General features: G+C 57.9%; 16 protein-coding genes. 7 read left to right on the forward strand and 9 right to left on the reverse strand.

Translation table 11 applies throughout. The features are described 5' to 3' along the window. Positions 1 to 62: 62 nt before the first annotated feature. Entirely contained in the window at positions 63 to 689 is a 627-nt protein-coding gene (locus AB731_RS12605) for a TetR/AcrR family transcriptional regulator (protein ID WP_047094389.1), read from the forward strand. A gap of 8 nt (positions 690 to 697) precedes the next feature. On the opposite strand, the gene AB731_RS12610 is transcribed toward AB731_RS12605, so the two are convergent. Next, on the reverse strand, positions 698 to 1,399 hold the full coding sequence (locus tag AB731_RS12610; protein ID WP_047094390.1) for a Crp/Fnr family transcriptional regulator: 702 nt from the start codon (positions 1,397 to 1,399) through the stop codon (positions 698 to 700). Between the two features lie 46 nt (positions 1,400 to 1,445). After that, on the reverse strand, positions 1,446 to 2,627 hold the full coding sequence (locus tag AB731_RS12615) for an acetyl-CoA C-acyltransferase family protein (protein WP_047094391.1): 1,182 nt from the start codon (positions 2,625 to 2,627) through the stop codon (positions 1,446 to 1,448). A 248-nt stretch (positions 2,628 to 2,875) separates the two neighbouring features. On the opposite strand from AB731_RS12615, the gene AB731_RS12620 reads away from it, so the two are divergent. Both AB731_RS12620 and AB731_RS12625 read left to right on the forward strand, forming a co-directional pair. Then, complete coding sequence (locus tag AB731_RS12620) at positions 2,876 to 4,087, forward strand: aromatic ring-hydroxylating oxygenase subunit alpha (RefSeq protein WP_047094392.1); 1,212 nt, start codon at positions 2,876 to 2,878, stop codon at positions 4,085 to 4,087. Next, positions 4,084 to 5,001 (forward strand): SDR family oxidoreductase, encoded by a 918-nt coding sequence (locus AB731_RS12625; protein WP_047094393.1) that lies wholly within the window; start codon positions 4,084 to 4,086, stop codon positions 4,999 to 5,001. The genes AB731_RS12620 and AB731_RS12625 overlap by 4 nt, the downstream gene beginning before the upstream one ends. A 28-nt stretch (positions 5,002 to 5,029) precedes the next feature. Here AB731_RS12625 and AB731_RS12630 read toward each other — a convergent pair whose 3' ends face one another. Beyond that, positions 5,030 to 6,664, reverse strand: a complete 1,635-nt coding sequence (locus AB731_RS12630; protein ID WP_047094394.1) for a class I adenylate-forming enzyme family protein — start codon at positions 6,662 to 6,664, stop codon at positions 5,030 to 5,032. Between the two features lie 31 nt (positions 6,665 to 6,695). Next, positions 6,696 to 7,190: a VOC family protein gene (locus AB731_RS12635; RefSeq protein ID WP_231638945.1), complete on the reverse strand. Its 495-nt coding sequence runs from the start codon at positions 7,188 to 7,190 to the stop codon at positions 6,696 to 6,698. Positions 7,191 to 7,350: 160 nt separating this feature from the next. Between AB731_RS12635 and AB731_RS12640 the strand changes: the two genes are divergently transcribed. Further along, complete coding sequence (locus AB731_RS12640; RefSeq protein ID WP_047094395.1) at positions 7,351 to 7,806, forward strand: MaoC/PaaZ C-terminal domain-containing protein; 456 nt, start codon at positions 7,351 to 7,353, stop codon at positions 7,804 to 7,806. 4 nt (positions 7,807 to 7,810) lie between these two features. On the opposite strand, the gene AB731_RS12645 is transcribed toward AB731_RS12640, so the two are convergent. From AB731_RS12645 to AB731_RS12665, 5 genes are read right to left on the reverse strand one after another with little or no spacing between them, the layout of a single operon-like run. After that, a complete protein-coding gene (locus AB731_RS12645; protein ID WP_047094396.1) occupies positions 7,811 to 8,428 on the reverse strand; it encodes an FMN-dependent NADH-azoreductase in 618 nt (205 codons plus the stop codon). Between the two features lie 4 nt (positions 8,429 to 8,432). Next, positions 8,433 to 8,765: a Rieske (2Fe-2S) protein gene (locus AB731_RS12650; protein WP_047094397.1), complete on the reverse strand. Its 333-nt coding sequence runs from the start codon at positions 8,763 to 8,765 to the stop codon at positions 8,433 to 8,435. 1 nt (position 8,766) lies between these two features. After that, entirely contained in the window at positions 8,767 to 9,927 is a 1,161-nt protein-coding gene (locus AB731_RS12655; protein WP_047094398.1) for an acyl-CoA dehydrogenase family protein, read from the reverse strand. A 7-nt stretch (positions 9,928 to 9,934) separates the two neighbouring features. Then, positions 9,935 to 11,824 carry an outer membrane protein assembly factor BamB family protein gene (locus AB731_RS12660; protein ID WP_231638946.1) on the reverse strand — a complete coding sequence of 630 codons (1,890 nt, stop codon included), beginning with the start codon at positions 11,822 to 11,824 and terminating at the stop codon, positions 9,935 to 9,937. 4 nt (positions 11,825 to 11,828) lie between these two features. Next, complete coding sequence (locus AB731_RS12665; protein ID WP_047094399.1) at positions 11,829 to 14,303, reverse strand: TonB-dependent receptor; 2,475 nt, start codon at positions 14,301 to 14,303, stop codon at positions 11,829 to 11,831. Positions 14,304 to 14,463: 160 nt separating this feature from the next. Between AB731_RS12665 and AB731_RS12670 the strand changes: the two genes are divergently transcribed. The 3 genes from AB731_RS12670 to AB731_RS12680 are packed head-to-tail and all read left to right on the forward strand — an operon-like array spanning position 14,464 to position 16,423. Further along, positions 14,464 to 15,816, forward strand: a complete 1,353-nt coding sequence (locus AB731_RS12670) for an aromatic ring-hydroxylating oxygenase subunit alpha (RefSeq protein WP_047094400.1) — start codon at positions 14,464 to 14,466, stop codon at positions 15,814 to 15,816. 9 nt (positions 15,817 to 15,825) lie between these two features. Then, positions 15,826 to 16,116, forward strand: coding sequence for a putative quinol monooxygenase (locus AB731_RS12675; protein ID WP_047094401.1), 291 nt, complete (start codon positions 15,826 to 15,828; stop codon positions 16,114 to 16,116). Beyond that, complete coding sequence (locus AB731_RS12680; RefSeq protein ID WP_047094402.1) at positions 16,103 to 16,423, forward strand: putative quinol monooxygenase; 321 nt, start codon at positions 16,103 to 16,105, stop codon at positions 16,421 to 16,423. The genes AB731_RS12675 and AB731_RS12680 overlap by 14 nt, the downstream gene beginning before the upstream one ends. Positions 16,424 to 16,449 lie beyond the last annotated feature (26 nt).

The following is a 16,449-nucleotide window of genomic DNA, read 5'->3' on the forward strand; positions in this document are numbered from 1 at the left end:
ACATGAACCACCTTTCAACTTTAATCTTTGCACCTCGCTGCAATTCGGGTTAGCACCGTGTCATGGCCGCAACACAGAGCAACGATCCGGGAGACCACGCCAAAGTACCGCGCACCGCGCGCGGCCGGGAAACACTGCGCAAATTGCTTGATGCAGCAGCGCTGGAGTTTGGCGAAAAGGGATTCCACGAAGCCTCCATCAGCGGGATAACGCGCCGCGCAGGCACCGCGCTGGGCAGTTTCTACACCTATTTCGAGAGCAAGGACGCGATCTTCCGGGCGCTGGTGAAAGACATGAGCGCGCAGGTTGCGCGGCAAGTAGGGGAAGCAGTTGCGCCGGAAACGGCCGCGTTCGATATCGAGCGCGCCGCGCTGCATTCCTTCCTGGATTTTGCCCGAGAGCATAAGGAAATCTACCGCATCATTGATGAAGCAGAATTCGTCGATCCGACAAGTTTCCGGCAGCACTATGAAACAACCGCCGTCCGCATCCTCGATCGTTTGCACAAGGGCGAAGCAGACGGGGAATTTCGTGACGGTATGGAAGAAGCGCACGCCTGGGCGCTGATGGGCATGAACGTCTTCCTCGGACTGCGGTTTTCAGTCTGGTCGGAAAGCTGCGATGCGGAGCGGATCGCGGGCCTCGCCAACGACATGCTGAGGTCCGGCATTGGCCGCAGCGGCGACTGATCGGCGGCTTAGCGCGCCATCGCCAGCAGCGCTGGACGGTCGATAATCTCGACGGCGCGCCGGTTGGGCAACGCAATGACGCCTGAGCGGTTGAGCGCCATCATCTGACGGCTGACAGTCTCTATTGTAAGGCCCAGCACATCGCCGATCTGTTGCCGCGAAAACGGAAGATCAAACCCTTTGAGTGGTTGCGGATTGGCCCCGCCTTCGCAATCGGCAGGGGCCAGCCTTTCAGACATTTCGAGCAGGAAAGTCGCGACCTTCTCCTGAGCATTCTTGCGCGACAGCAACAGCATCCAGCGCCGCGTCCGGTCAAGTTCTGTCAGTGTACGTTCCAGCAATTTGTGTTCAAGCCTGGGATGCTCGCCCGCAAACCTGTCAAAATCAGACCGCGCGAACACACACACTTCCGCATCGGTCAGGGCGGTTACCGTGTATTCGGTCGATCGCCCGAAAGGGCGGCCAATGAAATCAGCCGGATAGACAACCCCGACAATCTGCTCTCGGCCATCCTCTGTGCCAGCGCTCAGCTTCAGCAGGCCGCTAATCACATTGGCGACGAGCACAGAATCTTCGCCTTCCCAAACTAGCGATTCGCCAGGTGCAAGCTTGCGCTGGCGGCCGATAGTACTGAGCAGCGCAATCTCTCCTGCATCAAGGCCGGAACAGATCGCAGTGTTGCGTACCACGCATGTGTCGCAGGATGACATAAGTCATGCCTTACCAGCGATACAGGCTTGCCTCAAACGTAATTGATCAATCGCAATTTTCGATGACCAGCGCGATGCCCTGCCCGCCGCCGATGCACATGGTAATCAGGCCATACTTGCCCCCGATCCGTTTCAGCTCATACATGCATTTGACCGTCAGAATTGCGCCCGTCGCTCCTACAGGATGACCCAGAGATACGCCCGAGCCGTTGGGATTGGTCTTTGCCGGATCAAAGCCCAGCTGCTTCGCCACGCCGCAAGCCTGCGCTGCAAATGCCTCGTTGCTTTCGATCACGTCGATATCATCGAGAGAGACGCCAGCACGCTCCAATGCGATCGGAACGGCATGCACCGGGCCAAGGCCCATCACTTCAGGATCGACCCCTGCGTGGCCCCAGCCAAGGATCTTGGCCATCGGCTTCAGGCCTTGTTCGTCGACTGCTTTGCCGCTTGCTAGCACCACAGCCGCCGCCCCGTCATTGATGCCGCTGGCATTGCCGGCGGTAACGGTGCCGTCTTTCTTGAACACAGGTCGCAGGCCTGCCATCGATTCCATCGTAGCATCGGCGCGGACATGTTCATCGGTATCGAAATGCGTCACGCCCTTGCGCGATTGGATTTCGACCGCGACGATCTGATCCTTGAAGTACCCTTGCTCGGTCGCATTCGCCGCACGCTTGTGGCTTTCGACCGCCAGCGCGTCCTGCTCTTCACGGCTGATGGACAGGCGCTCGGCCACATTTTCTGCGGTGATGCCCATGTGGAAATTCTCGAACGGATCGTGCAGCGCGCCCAGCATCCCGTCCTGCAAAGTCAAATCACCCAGCTTCGTGCCGTAGCGCGCGCCGTTCGTCATGTGCGGAGCGTGAGACATCACCTCCGCCCCAGCCCCGATCGCGAAATCGCACTCACCCAGCGCAATCGCCTGCGAGACAGAAACAATTGCCTGCAAGCCCGATCCGCACAGCCGGTTCACATTCATAGCCGTGCTTTCAACGGGAATTCCGGCATTTACCGAGGCAACCCGGCTGACATAGGCATCGGAAGGCTGGGTCGGGATCACAATGCCCATGGCAGTCTGCGAGATTTTTGCAGGAGCCACTCCGGCACGCTCCAGCGCTTCCTTGATCACGATCGTGCCAAGCTCTGCCGGGCGAAATTTCGCGAGCGTTCCGCCAAAAGTGCCGATGGCCGTGCGGGCGCCGGAGAGAATATAGATGTCTTGCATTGTCAGGGTCCACTGCCTTGGGTTGTCTTCAAATCAGCGCATGAGCTAAGTTGCTCTTTGCAATATCGGGTCGGCGCTTCCTAGAACCGCGCCATTCTAAGGCCAAGCTGCGATTAGCCGCTATCCTCTTGGTTCAGCCTATCATGCCTCTTGGTGATGGCCCATATACAAGGCAATAAAAAAACATTCATGATTGTTTTATCCGTTAGCCGCGTTATGGTCATTAACCCAAGCTGGAGGATGCGAAAATGGACGCGGCGCAGACGGCCCAGATAAAGCAGAACATGGAGATGGAGGCGGAGCGCAAAGCTCCGCCGAGCGGTTTTCCGCGCCTTCCTGCAATCCCCGCTGGCCGCTACGTAGATGACGAGTTTCTCGGCCTGGAGCGCGAATTCATGTGGAAGCGCGCTTGGCTGTATGGCTGCCATGCGGACCAGATTCCTGATCCGGGTGACTGGATGCTGATCCGCAATACCGGTTCCCCCATCATCGTCCTGCGCGATTTGTCCGGCGAATTTCGGGCCTTCTACAACACCTGCCAGCACCGCGGCGCGCCTTTGGTGACCGAAGATGCAGGCAATGGCCGCGGTTTTGTATGCGGCTATCACGGATGGTCCTACACGATGGATGGCAGGCTGGTCGCCGTACGTGACAAGCGCGATTTTGCCGATTTCGACATGTCATGCCATTCGCTCAAGCCTGTTCGCTGTGAAACTCTGGGCAAGCTGATCTTCATCAACGAAGACCCCGAAGCCGAACCGCTGATGGACCATTTCGGCCCGATGGCGGCCGAGTTCGAGCAGTTCGAATTCGACAAGCTCGATTTTGTCGAAAGCCGGTCTTACGAAGTCGAATGCAACGTAAAGGTACTGCTGGATGCCTTTCTCGAAGTGTACCACCTCAAGTCCATCCATCAAAAATCGGTCGACCGGTTCCTCGATCATCGCGGCATGACCGCTGTGCTATGGCCCAAGGGTCATTCGCGCATGGTAACGCCCAACAAGCGGCCTGATTGGCAGGACCCCGGCACAATCGGCATGCCCAAGCTGCCCCATGTCACAGAAATTCCACGCGACAATAACGTCAGCTACATGATCTATCCCAATTTCGTGATGCCGCCGTCCGACAGCGGCGTTCCGCTGCTGCAATTCTGGCCGACCGGGACCAATACCTGCCGGGTTGTCTCCACATGGATTGCGCCGGAGTATGATCCCGAAAATCCGCACCCCAAATGGGCGGAGCGCACCGCCAATTGGGAGCGTATCCTGTATGAAGATCTGCAATATGCTCCGCAAATTCAGGAATCACTGGAATCGCCGGGCTTTGTAGGTATGCCGTTGAATTATCAGGAGCGGCGCCTCTATCATTGGCATGAAGAACTGGACCGCCGTATCGGTGCGAACCGCCTGCCGGAAAACCTCGCGGTGGAGCCGGTTTTGCAAGATTGGGTGGACGCGTGAACACATTTGATCCGGTAACGTCCGCAGACCCCTCCACTTCAGAGAGCCGCCCGAAATTCGGCTTCACCAATGAACAATTGGCAGCGATGGACACGGTCTACCGTGATGGCTTGCTTGACGGTCAGGTCGTCATTGTCAGCGGCGGCGGCTCGGGAATTGGCAAAGGCATCGCCTTCCTGTGCAACCGCCTTGGCGCTGAAGTTGTGATTTGTGGGCGAACCGAAGACAAGCTGCTCTCCGCAGCTGACGGTATGGAAGCCGCGACCGGACGACGCCCGATGCACATACCCATGTCCATCCGCGAGCCGGAGGAGGTGGATGCCTTCTACGATGCCGTCTTCGAACGTTTTGGCAAAGTAGATCACCTTATCAACAATGCCGGCGGACAATTTCCGCAGGACGCGATAGACTTCAGTCGCAAGGGCTGGATGTCGGTGATTGACCTCAACCTCAATGGCACCTGGTGGATGACGCAGACGCTGGCGCAGCGATGGCGTGAAGCTGGCGCGCCAGGCAATGTGCTTTCGATTGTCGCCAATGTGGAGCGCGGCATGCCGCAGGCAGCCCATACATGCGCGGCGCGTGCGGGCGTAATTTACTTGTCGAAGACGCTGGCGACCGAGTGGGCTCCGCTCGGTATCCGCGTGAACTGCATCGCGCCCGGAGTGATCGAAAGCGAAGGCTTCCGCGTCTATCCGCCAGAAGCGCTGGAACGCTTTCACGACGCGAACCCGATGAAGAAGCGCGGCGATGTTTGGGATATTGCCGAGGCATGCGTCTATCTGATGGCACCATCAGGCGATTTCATCACCGGGGATCTGCTGGTCATCGACGGCGGGCAAGCCCAGAATGGCGCAGTATGGCCCGCAGGCCGGCCAGATTGGTTCGGCGGCACAAAGTCCGACCGGACCTGATTACTCCGGCCTGATTGGCTTCGCCTTATCAGCTTTCCAGGTCAAGTTCCCTGATCAGCTCGTCGCGCAGGCGGAATTTCTGAATCTTCGATGTCGACATCGGCCAGCTTTCCACGAAGCGAATATCGCGTGGCAATTTGAAATTGGCGATCTGGCCGCGGCAATGCTCGATCAGTTCCTGCGGGCTGGCCTGCTTGCCTTGCGCAAGCTCCACAAATCCTACCGGCACCTCGACATAACGCTCATCCGGAATGCCCACGACTTGCGCCAGCTTCACCGCATCATGCGTTTGAAGCGCGCCTTCAATTTCTGCCGCTGCGACGTTTTCCCCGCCGACCTTCAGCATATCCTTGGTGCGCCCGTGGAACATGATCGTTCCGGCCTCATCGAGCGAACCAATGTCGCCGGTGTGCAGCCAGCCATCGCGAATACTCTCTGCCGTCTTCTCAGGTGAGTTGTAATAGCCATCGAGCATATTCGGCCCACGCGCGCAGATTTCGCCGCGCTCTCCCGTCGCGCATTCGCGCCCTGTTTCAAAGTCGACGATGCGCAGTTCCCACTCATCCAACGGCACGCCGAGCCTGGTGGTGCGGCTTTCTTCGCTTTCATCCAGTGCGCTGGTGCAGATCGTACCTGCGGCTTCTGTCAAACCATATGTGCCGACATGGATGATGGACGGCATTGCTTTGATCATCGCAGTTTTGATCCAAGCTGGCTGGACGGCAAAATTGCTGTTCATCAGACGCATGGAGGACAGATCGGTCTTGGCGAAGCGCTCGTGCGAAATAAGGTCCTGCATAATCGTGACGAAGGCGGGATAAGCAATTGTCGCGCGCTCCCGCTCCAGCATTTCCAGCGCAGTACCGGCTTCGAAGAAGGTTACGGTGAGATATGCCCCGCCTGCATCGATCACCATCATCATCGGCAGAATTCCGGCGATGTGGTAGATCGGCAGCGGTGACCAGACTTTGTCATCGGCCGTCACTTGATAACGCTTGCCGAGATTGCGGCTGTTACCGACCATCGCCCGGTTGCTGATCATGCAGCCTTTCGGATTGGAAGTGGTGCCCGAGGTGTAGAGGATGAGGCCGATATCGCTTGGCTCGACGGCTTCGGCGCATTCATCAATGACAGCCTGAGGTATTTCCCGGCCAAGCTCCATGGCTTTGCTGCGCGGTAGAACGGAAGGGCTGCATCGCTCCTCCAGGCAGATAATCTGACGCAATTCTGGTGCTTCTGCCAAATCGAGAGCCATCGGATCCTGAGCGGACTGCAACGTTGGCAGAGCGGTGTGCAACCGCTCCTGAAAGTCCAGCGAGTCGGCGACCTTACCAGTCGTCACCATGATGCGGAGCGCGGCATCCTTAGTCAGATAGGCCAATTCCCCCGGCTGGTAGCGCGCATTGATGGGAACAGCGACCGCGCCGAGCAGTGCGCAGCCGAAGTAGACTTCCAGAAAGTCCGGGCAGGTCGGCAGCAATATGCCGATATGATCACCCCGTTTTACTCCCAGCGCGGTGAATGCGCGCGCCCAATCGGATGCTTGCTGGTAAAGCTGCGTGTAGCTTAGGCGCCGGTCCGGAAAGACCAGCGCGTCTCCATCCCCGATCGCATCTGCCCTGTCCTTCAGCAGCTTGCCGATCGTGTAGATTTCATCACTCATCGCTCTCTCCAATTGACGCGTTATCTCGCGCTCAAAGCTCGCGTAACAAGGTTGCCGGGTCGCCGTCCCAAGTGTCTCCGGCGCGTTCTATCGCGGCGAAGAAGCTGCGAATGGCGGGGCTGTCTTCCAATATCTCGACCATATGACCCAGCGCGCTGCGGCAATCGACGTAGCAGAACCTGACCGCGCCAAAGAGGCCGCTGCTGGCCACTTCAAAGCCTTGCGCGGTGTAATGCTCTAAAGCGGCATCGTAATCGCTCGCCATGATTGCGGTGTGGTGCATGCCTTCTTCGCCCGCCGGCACCATGTCGCGGTAGCAGGAGGGGTTGTCGTCATGCTGCTGCACCAGTTCCACCTGCACTGGCCCGGCCTGCGCAATGGCGGTTGAGAAGTCGATTGGGCCAGCCGTGCCGCGATACATCGGCTCTGCAATGGCGATGTGCCGGTTGACCAGAAACGGGCCAACGCCAGTCGTGCGATGCCAGCGATGCGCCGCCTCTTCGAGATCGGCGACCACCCAGGACATTTGAAAAATGCCCGGTCCTGATTCTGGGTTGCGCATCCGCTTTGGCCCTGATTGGTTATAGAAGTGCACAATAGCATTGCCGCCCGCCATGTAAACATACAGGCATGATTGTTTTTTTGTGACGAGGCCCTAGAAATGAGGTCAGCAAGGAACCCCATAAATGTCGACCAAGCGCCCCTTATTAAAGTTCGAAGATCTGGAAATCGGGCTGTCCCGAAAGTCCTCCAGCCGCACCATAACCGAAGCGGAAATCGTGGAGTTTGCGCGGCAATATGATCCGCAGTGGTTTCACACCGATCCCGAAGCGGCAAAGCAATCGACCTTTGGCGAAGTCGTGGCGAGCGGGGTGCATGTGCTGGCGATATGGCGGCAGCTTGATCACGAGATCAATTCGGACATCGACTACGTCTGCGGCATCGGATTCGACAATTTCCGACTGAAGAATGCACTTCGCCCGGGTGACACGGTGTTCGTGACGTCTCGTATACTGTCCAAGGAGCCATCAAAAAGCGGAAAGCCGCGCGGAACCTGTGTTGGGTATTACGAAATGCGCAACCAGAAGGACGAGATCGTGCTGCATTTCGAAAGCATCAATCTGGTTCACACGCGGCGTTAGCGTATTACCAATCGCGCGCTAGTGTCACAGCCTTTTCGCTGGCCGTATCCATCGCCTTCGCCACTTCATCTTCCGCTCCGAAAGTCGGCGATACATTCACCGTGTCGATTTGCGTAACGCCGATAAAGCCGAGCCACGCCTCCAGATACTTCGACTGGAAATCGAGGATGTCCAATCCGGCATCCTGTCCGAAAGGCATCGCGCTGGCAGCAACGATCAAGGCACGCTTTCCTGCGGCCAGCCCTTCAACATTGCCCGCCGCATCATTGCGGAACGTCATTCCCGGCTGGGTCACCACATCAACGAAGTGCTTCAGCCTGTAAGGAATGCCGAAATTCCACATCGGCGTGCTGATCAAAAAGCTGTCGTGATCCAGAAAGGACTGCGCAACAGCGCTGATTGCGCCCCATTGGTTCGACACATCCTCCGGCACGGGATTACCGTGCAGCAGATCATAGCGTCCTTCGATCATGTCACCTTCCAGTGTCGGCAGATTCATCGACCAGAGATCGGCATGAGTTACACTGGTTGAAGATGGCAACGCCGCCAGAAAGCGCTGCGCGACTTCCCGGGAGCGGGAACGGTTCGCGCGCGGGCTTGCATCGAGATGGAGAAGGCGCACGGCGCTAGTCCTCGGGCGGATCGAGCCGAATGGAAAGGTCGACGGCGATCCCCTCTTCCGTCTCCTCGCAGTGCCACGCCTTGATAGGTTTATCGGTCAATTTGCCCTTCGGACAGCCATTGCGCAAATCAAAGCCAGCGCCGTGCAGGGGACAGAAGATCATCACCTTCTTTACCTTGCCGCCGTGCAATTCCTGATAGGCATGGCTGCATCTGTTTTCGACCGCGAAGACGCCGAAGGCGGTCCGCGCCAGCAGCACTTGCTCACCGCCATGTTCCACAACGACGGTGTCGTTCAAAGGCACCTCTTCGGCCTGCGCGATCAGTTCCAGCGCCATGTCAGGCGCGCTGGTTGAAGCGGCGGCCCACCATGGCGCTGGCGATGTTGGTTTTCTGGATATCAATCGCTCCACCAGCAATACCCCAGCCCCATGAATCGCGCATCCGGCGCTCCATCGGGAAATCCTTGCTGTAGCCATAGGCGCCCATCAGCTGGACCGCATTGCCGGTAACTTCGCGCGAAATCGAATTGGCGAAGCATTTGGCGATGGAGCTTTCCTGGATTGAAGGAAGGCCGTCCTGCGCATTGGACGCTGCGCGCCAGATCAACAGCCGCGCCGCATCAACCTGCATCTGCATTTCCGCCAGCTTCAGCTGTACAGCCTGAAAATCGACAATCGGCTTGCCGAACTGCTTACGCTCCTGAACATATTCAATGACATCTTCCAGCGCGCCGGACGCCTGCGCCATGGACATGGTAGCATTGCCGCAACGTTCCAGATCGAAAGCTTCCATCAGTTTCTTGAAGCCGCCTGCGGGTACGACCACATTCTCTTTCGGCACACGGCATTCATCGAACATCAGGTCCGACGATGGGATACCGCGAAAGCCCATCAGCTCTTCATTAGGGCCGAAGGTCAATCCGGGCGTGTCCGCCTCTACGAATACCGCCCCAATGCCGCGCGCGCCGGGATCATCCGACATGCGGCAGTAAACGACATAGCCATCGGCGTGGCCGCCGCCTGAACACCATCGCTTGGTACCGGTGACGACCAGATGATCGCCATCATCTACCGCGCGGGTCGTCAAATCGGTAAGCGCGCTGCCAGCATCGGGCTCGGACATGCTGACCGCCACGATCATATCGCCGCTGCATACGGCAGGCACCACGCGCTGTTTCAGGGCATCGCCTGCAAAACGCTCAATCGCGCGGACCGGGCCGACTGCAGATTCGAAAATCGGAAATGCCACAGCAGAGGAAATCTTGCCGAATTCCTCCAGCACGAGCAGCGCCTCCAAATTGCCCAGCCCCATTCCGCCAAGTTCTTCGGGGATGTTCATGCCGAGAAAGCCCAGCTCCGCATATTGCTTTACCAATGCGCGCGAGGGCGGCTTGTTTGTTGCCTCCAGCTCGTTTGCAATGGCGGGCAATTCCTCGCGCGCGAAGCGCCGCGCTGCATCCTGCAATTCGCGCTGATCATCGGTAAGCTGAAAGTTCATCGGGTTCCTATTGCTTCTCGAACACGAGCAAGACGTTGCCCGGCAAATGGAAGTAAAGGCCATAGCCGCTGTTGGCGATGACATGGCCGTTGTAAACTGCTGGCCCGGGGCCGCTCATGCCGCCGCCGCGCCCGATTGCGCCGGTCACAGTGTCAACCTGCTGTCGGGTGTTGTAATTCCACAGCACCCTGCCGGTGCGCCTGTCATAGGCGCGCAAGCGTCCATCGAGGTGGCCAGCGATAACTGCGCCAGGAACGGAAGTGGCCGCCGCTGATATTCCCGGATCGCAATACAGCTCTCCATCGCAGATATTGTTCGCCTTGTTGCGCCACAAAATGCGCCCGTCGGCGGCGTTGATGGCATGAATGCCTGCGCCGTTGATCGACGTATCGTATTCGCGGCCATCATGTGTGTCGGCAAGGTCCGTAATGGGAACGTAGACCGTGCTGCCCTGGCTCGACATGCCGAAGTGGACGCCGCCCTGCGTGCCGCCGTGGCCAAGTCTGCGCTCCCAAACCTGCCGGCCTGTTTCAGGATCGACCCCGTGGACTACGCCGGATTTGGAACCGACCACGATCATGTCCCGGCCATTGCCGATCGGGACAAGCAAGGCCGATGCCGCGATATCGAGATCGGGGCCGTTTTCCTCAGGGCAATTTTCATTACCCATCATGCAGCCCACATTCCACGCGTCGTTTTCAGTGAATTGCACGTGCCATAGCTTGCGCCCGGTCCGGGCATCGACGGCAAATAGTGCATCAGAATTGCCATCTGCCGGGGATGAGTAATTTTCGCCTGACCCGAAATAGAACCGGTTGCGGGCCGGATCATAGGTCGGGCTGTTCCACACAGGAGCACCGGATGGGCCAAGTATGCGCGCACCCGCGCTGGTTTCGCCCTGCTGGGTCGGCGGATTGGGGACGGTATAGGTCTTCCACTCCCGCTCTCCCGTGGCGGGGTTGAGCGCAACCACCGCGCCGCGGAATGTGCAGCAGGAATAATTCGGATCAGCGGCCGATGTTACCTCCAGCGAGGATACCGGCACGGCCAGCATTCCGCCGCCCAGTGTCGGGGTGCCGGTGATGGTTGCGTTGGGGTGGTCGTCCACCGACACGCGCCAGATTTCCTCGCCCGTCATGGCATTGATGGCATAAACCCGGCCAAGAATATCGCCGAAATAGAGCCGTTCGTTTTCTGCGTCGGCAACAATTGCGGTGCGCACTTCGGCGCCTGCCCGGTATGTCCATTCAGCGCACCCGCTGTCGAGATCGAAGGCGTAAACCTTGCCATTCTGGCTGCCAACAAACACGGTATTCCAACCGACTGCCGGCTGCGAACGCGCCCGGATCGCACCTGGATAGGCAAACGCCCATTTCAGCTGCAAATCGCCAAAGTCACCAGCGTCTATTCCTCCGACCGATGCCGGCACGAAACGGGAATTGTCATGCCCCCATCCAACCGCAGCGGGCGGCGGTGCGCTCATGTCCAGCCGGGTGTCCTCGCATGCTGGCGGAGGTGCAGGAGGTTGATAATCGTCCAGCTCGATCCGCGCGAGATACTCCGCAATATGCAGCTGCTCCTCTGAGGAAAGATGTGCAGCCTGCTGCTGCATGATCCCTTCGCTCATCGAGGAAAGGACGATGTCAGGCTCCAGCATTTCCAGCCACACAATGGCAGGTGCCTTGGGCACCGTACCGTTGTGACATGACGCGCAGTTTTCGTTGAAGAGAGCTTGCCCCGGATGATTTTCAACGTTGATCGGCGTACCGACCCTCGTCACCAGATCATCCGTCGACTCTAGCTGGCCACCTGCCTCGCCGTCACCCGGAGCAAGCTGGTCGCATGCTCCGAGCAGACTGGCGGCAAGGAGAACCGAGAGGGAAAAGCCCTTCTTCACGAACCTATTCTCCCAGGCTGAACCCCACTTCAACGCCGAAGAACCGCGGCGGACCGAATTGGCTGTTGAGCCAGAGACCGGCCACATTCTGCGAGGCTGTGCGATACCGCTCGTCGGACAGGTTCTGACCGATCAGGCGGACATAATACGCCTCATCAGTGCGGCTCAGAGTGATCGACGCATTGAGCAACGTGCGCGAGTTGAGGAAGGTATTGCCAAGCGGATCATCGATCGCCTGCGTGAACAGGCTGCTGCTTTGGTACGCGACATTGCCGTTGAACGTCAGCTCGAAATCATTGTTCAGCTCGAAGTTGTAATTTCCGTCCAGGGTCCACTGCCATTCAGGCGCACGGTCCAGCGGCGAGGTCGATAGATCATAACCGGCATTGGGTGCATCATATTCGCCGTAGCTGGCATCCTGATAGCCAAGGATACCGCGAAGGGTGAGCCCGTCAGTCGGCTCTGCGGTGAGTTCGGCTTCGATCCCGGCCACCTCGGCACTGGCTGCGTTCACGAAAATGGTAACCTGATTGGGCGAGCCATTTACTTCGATAGGCACGTTCAGCTGGCGCTGGAGATCGTTGTATTCGACGTAAAAGCCGGTGAGATTAAACCGCAACCGGTTATCGAACAGCTCAGACTTTACGCCCAGTTCAAAACTGTCAGCAGTTTCCGGCCGGGTAGCCTGCGCCGCTTCGGCAAAGGCATCCAAATCGGCTCCGAACGCCGCGAAGCCGCCGATCTGGTCGTTGAAACCGCCAGCTTTGAAGCCATGCGACACCGTGCTGTAGAAGAACAGATCGGGCGTCGCCTGATAGCCGAGGCTTGCACGCCAGGTCAGTTCGCTGGCAGAATCTTCAACCTGGATGACATTTGCGGGGAAGTTGTAAACGCTGGCATCCAGTGCTTCATCAATCGAAATACCCAGATCGAAACCGCCTTCGAGTTCGGCGATGAAGGCCTGTTGGCGGCCTCGCCACGTCTTGTCTTCCCAAGTATATCGCAAGCCGCCCGTCAGGGTTAGTTCCGGCGTAATTTCGAACGTACCTTCACCGAATATAGCAGTGGATTCAGCCTCCTGCGCGTTACACAGGATGTACGGCGTATCGTTCCAATTGCCGAAAGGCAGAGGGCCGCCTGTCAGATCGAGGAAACCCAGAATCTGCGAGACGCAGAAATCGGTATCGTCAGTCTGGTAAAACGCGCCGACAATCGCATTGAAGGGGCCTTCGAAGTCAGTCGAGAAGCGCAGTTCCTGCTGGAAGGTCTCACGGTCGTCATCACGTGTCGCATCGAAAATCGACAGCGGATTGCCATTCACATCCAGCGGCGCATCGCCCGGATAACTGTTTGGCAGACGCGAGCGTTGGCTGCGCCAACCGGTCACAGACGTAAGTGTGCCGATGTCGAAATCGAAATCGATATTGGCATAAAGCCCGTCGACGTCGATCCGCTGACCACGGCCCGCAAACAGAAGCGCATCATCGCGCAATGTAATCCCGGCGTTATCCAGCGGATCATCGCTTGCGGGGTTTGGCGAACCGGTATTCAGCAGATCGGTAAGGAACGGCGTAGTGCCGGTAAAGCGGTCGTTTTCATTGACCGATGGCACCGAACCAGAGCGGTCGCGCAGGAATTCATACTGGAACAGCGCACTGATGTTGTCTGTTGGTTCAAACAGCAGCTTTGCACGCGCCGACCAAACTTCAGTATTACCGATGCGATCGCCGTTGAGGCAGCCCTCCGAATCCTGGAATGGATTGGCGACAAAGCCCGTTATCGGGCCATAGCATGCACCGTTACGGTAATAACCGTCGGTGGAATCAAGCCCGCCGACGATACGCAAAGCCAACATGTCATCGACCAGTGGAATATTCAGCGCAGCCTTAGCACTTGCCGTTCCAAAGCTGCCTGCCTGGACACGAGCATCAAGGCCGAACACGTTCATCTCTGGCCTGATCGTGCGGACCGTTACGGCCCCACCAGTAGTGTTCTTGCCGAACAGTGTTCCTTGCGGTCCGCGCAGCACCTCTACCTGCTCGACATCGAAAGTGTCGAGCAATTGGGTCTGGACGCTGGGGATTACAAAGTCGTCCACCAAAACGGCCACGGGAGGTTCAAAATAAACGATGATGTTGTTCTGGCCAACGCCGCGCATTGCGAAACTTGCCGCGTTGAAGCCGGTGATCGTCTCGGCAGAGAAGTTGGGGACGAATGTCGCCAGGCCGCCAATGTCACCGACATTGGACTGCTCGATCAGCGAACGGTCGATCGCAGACACAGCCACTGCGGTCGTTTGAAGGTCGGTATCGCGGCGGGTTGCTGTCACAACAATCCGGCCAATTCCTTCACCCTGTGCAGCCGCAGCCTCACCCTCAGGATCTTGCGCTGATGCATCTTGTGCGAAAGCAATTCCCGGAGCCATCCCGAGGGAAAGCGCAATTGCCGCAGCACCACCATACAAAACCGACTTTTTCATTTCTCTCTCCCAGCAACCTCTCGCAGCAGCGGCGTTCCATGCACCGCTTGCCAGTTGACATGACAGTCCTGCCACAGCAGAATATAACAATCAATCATGCTTGTTTTTTTATTGGTCAAATTGTTGCCGTAAAACCGCACCATTGGCCCGGGAGCTTCAGATGAACTTCGATTTCCGAAACTGGGACATTCATGTCGGCACCCCCCACCCCTTCAACGCAGAACGCCCGCGCCCCAACAATGGCACGGCCCGACCGGACCCTTCGCGGTTTTACACACGTGAAAGCTGGGAAGCGGAATGGGAAAACATGTTCACGAAAACATGGCTGCTGGCAGGCGTGGAAAGTGACATCCCGGACGAGGGCGATTGGCTGCGTTTTGAAATCGGACCTGAATCTTTCGTCGTGGTCCGGCAGGCCGATGGCGGGGTAAAAGCATTCTATAATGTCTGCCCGCACCGCGGCAGCCAGATCGCGCTGACAGACTTTGGATCAGCTGGCAGCTTCACCTGCCCTTTCCATTCGTGGAAGTTCGATCTGGAAGGCAAGAATGTGGAGATCACCGATGAGGAAACATTCAACCCCGATGTTCTGTGTCATGGAACCGACCTGACCGAAGTCCGCTGCGAGGCAGCGGCGGGGCTGGTGTTCATCTCGATGAATAATGATGTGATGCCCCTTGCAGAATTTCTGGGCGAAGTTGCAGACCACCTTGGCCTGTATGACATTGGCGAAATGGTGTGCGTACAACACAAGAAATCGGATTGGGCGGCAAACTGGAAAGGCGGGGTTGATGCCTTTTATGAAATCTATCACCTCCACGCCGTTCACCCGCAGACCCAGGCGGTGATGGATGATCGCACGCAGATCGACCTGTTCCCAAACGGGATGAGCCGCCAGTTCGTGCCCTTCGCGCAGCCAAGCCCGCGCTTTCCCGATCAGGAAACGGTCAACGAGGGCATCAAGATGATGCTGGCCGATGCGGGGATTGATCCCGATAGCTTTTCGGGCACTGCGCAGGAAAGCCGCGCTGCGATCCAGCAGGCCAAGCGCGCGCGCTCCGACAAATACGGTCTTGGATATGACAAATTCAGCGACACGCAGCTGAGTGATTCCACGATTTATGGCCTGTTCCCCAACATCCAGATCGGCTGCCATCCAGAGGCGGTGTTCATTCACCGCTTCCTGCCTGACCCGAAGGACCCGGAGCAGTTCACTTACGAAACCATCATCCTGTTCAAGCCGGAGGATATTCCCGGTCACAGGCCGCCTGCATGGATGGGCCTTGCCGCCGATGCCGATTGCAGCGGCATTACCCGGCCCGATATTGTGCACACAGGCATTGGCGAACCGCCGGAGCTTGGCGAAGTGCTGGATCAGGACAGTGAATTGCTTCCCATAGTGCAGAAGGGTTCACGCTCTCGCGGGTTCAAGGGGCCTTTGTGGAGCGAGCAGGAAGCGCGCCTACGCCATTTTCACGTTGAACTCGACCGCTACATCGGCGGCGAGAAATAGGAGCACCGGATGCCAACCACATTTCTATCACGCTTCAAGATCAAGCCGGAAAAGGACGCCGAATTCGTCAGCCTGATCGGGGCGATGGAAGACAACGCCAGCCGGGAGCCGGACACGCTGCAATACAAATTCTACCGGCTGGCAGAACCGCATGCTTATGCCGTGTACGAAAGTTTCACGAATGAGGCTGCCGATACCGCGCACCAGCAAAACCCCGAAAGCGCAGACGTAATCGCCAAGATGATCGACTGCATCGACGGCACATACCACCGGGAGTATCTCTACGATGTCAAAAGCTGAACGCGGCGGCGCGCCCGGCAAGAGCTTTATCGCAACGCTGCGGGTGAAGCCTGAAAAACGCGATGACTTTATCGCTCTGCAAACCGAACTGAAAGGCCTGGTCCACGATCACGAGCCGGACGCATACGTCTATGAAGTGCTTCAGGCGGAGGATGACGAAAACCTGTTTTACTGTGTTGCCACGTTCAAGGATGAGACGGCTTTCGATCACCACATGGGCATCGATTTTCATGACCGGCTGGTTCCGCCGATATTGGATTGTCTGGCGGAAGACATGCAGCTTACGTTCTTGCGGTCGCACGCATAGCGCCCTTCGGGATCGCCCCGGGCAAG

The sequence above is a fragment of the Aurantiacibacter marinus genome (genome assembly GCF_001021555.1).
GTDB classification, from domain to species: Bacteria; Pseudomonadota; Alphaproteobacteria; order Sphingomonadales; family Sphingomonadaceae; genus Alteraurantiacibacter; species Alteraurantiacibacter marinus.

What these genes read in the sequence shown, in the direction of transcription:
- AB731_RS12665 (WP_047094399.1), bottom strand. Translation starts at nt 14,303, where the DNA reads ATGAAAAAGTCGGTTTTGTATGGTGGTGCTGCGGCAATTGCGCTTTCC.
- AB731_RS12610 (WP_047094390.1), bottom strand. Translation starts at nt 1,399, where the DNA reads ATGTCATCCTGCGACACATGCGTGGTACGCAACACTGCGATCTGTTCC.
- AB731_RS12670 (WP_047094400.1), top strand. Translation starts at nt 14,464, where the DNA reads ATGAACTTCGATTTCCGAAACTGGGACATTCATGTCGGCACCCCCCAC.
- AB731_RS12635 (WP_231638945.1), bottom strand. Translation starts at nt 7,190, where the DNA reads ATGTCCTGGGTGGTCGCCGATCTCGAAGAGGCGGCGCATCGCTGGCAT.
- AB731_RS12680 (WP_047094402.1), top strand. Translation starts at nt 16,103, where the DNA reads ATGTCAAAAGCTGAACGCGGCGGCGCGCCCGGCAAGAGCTTTATCGCA.
- AB731_RS12630 (WP_047094394.1), bottom strand. Translation starts at nt 6,664, where the DNA reads ATGAGTGATGAAATCTACACGATCGGCAAGCTGCTGAAGGACAGGGCA.
- AB731_RS12655 (WP_047094398.1), bottom strand. Translation starts at nt 9,927, where the DNA reads ATGAACTTTCAGCTTACCGATGATCAGCGCGAATTGCAGGATGCAGCG.
- AB731_RS12675 (WP_047094401.1), top strand. Translation starts at nt 15,826, where the DNA reads ATGCCAACCACATTTCTATCACGCTTCAAGATCAAGCCGGAAAAGGAC.
- AB731_RS12615 (WP_047094391.1), bottom strand. Translation starts at nt 2,627, where the DNA reads ATGCAAGACATCTATATTCTCTCCGGCGCCCGCACGGCCATCGGCACT.
- AB731_RS12620 (WP_047094392.1), top strand. Translation starts at nt 2,876, where the DNA reads ATGGACGCGGCGCAGACGGCCCAGATAAAGCAGAACATGGAGATGGAG.
- AB731_RS12640 (WP_047094395.1), top strand. Translation starts at nt 7,351, where the DNA reads ATGTCGACCAAGCGCCCCTTATTAAAGTTCGAAGATCTGGAAATCGGG.
- AB731_RS12650 (WP_047094397.1), bottom strand. Translation starts at nt 8,765, where the DNA reads ATGGCGCTGGAACTGATCGCGCAGGCCGAAGAGGTGCCTTTGAACGAC.
- AB731_RS12605 (WP_047094389.1), top strand. Translation starts at nt 63, where the DNA reads ATGGCCGCAACACAGAGCAACGATCCGGGAGACCACGCCAAAGTACCG.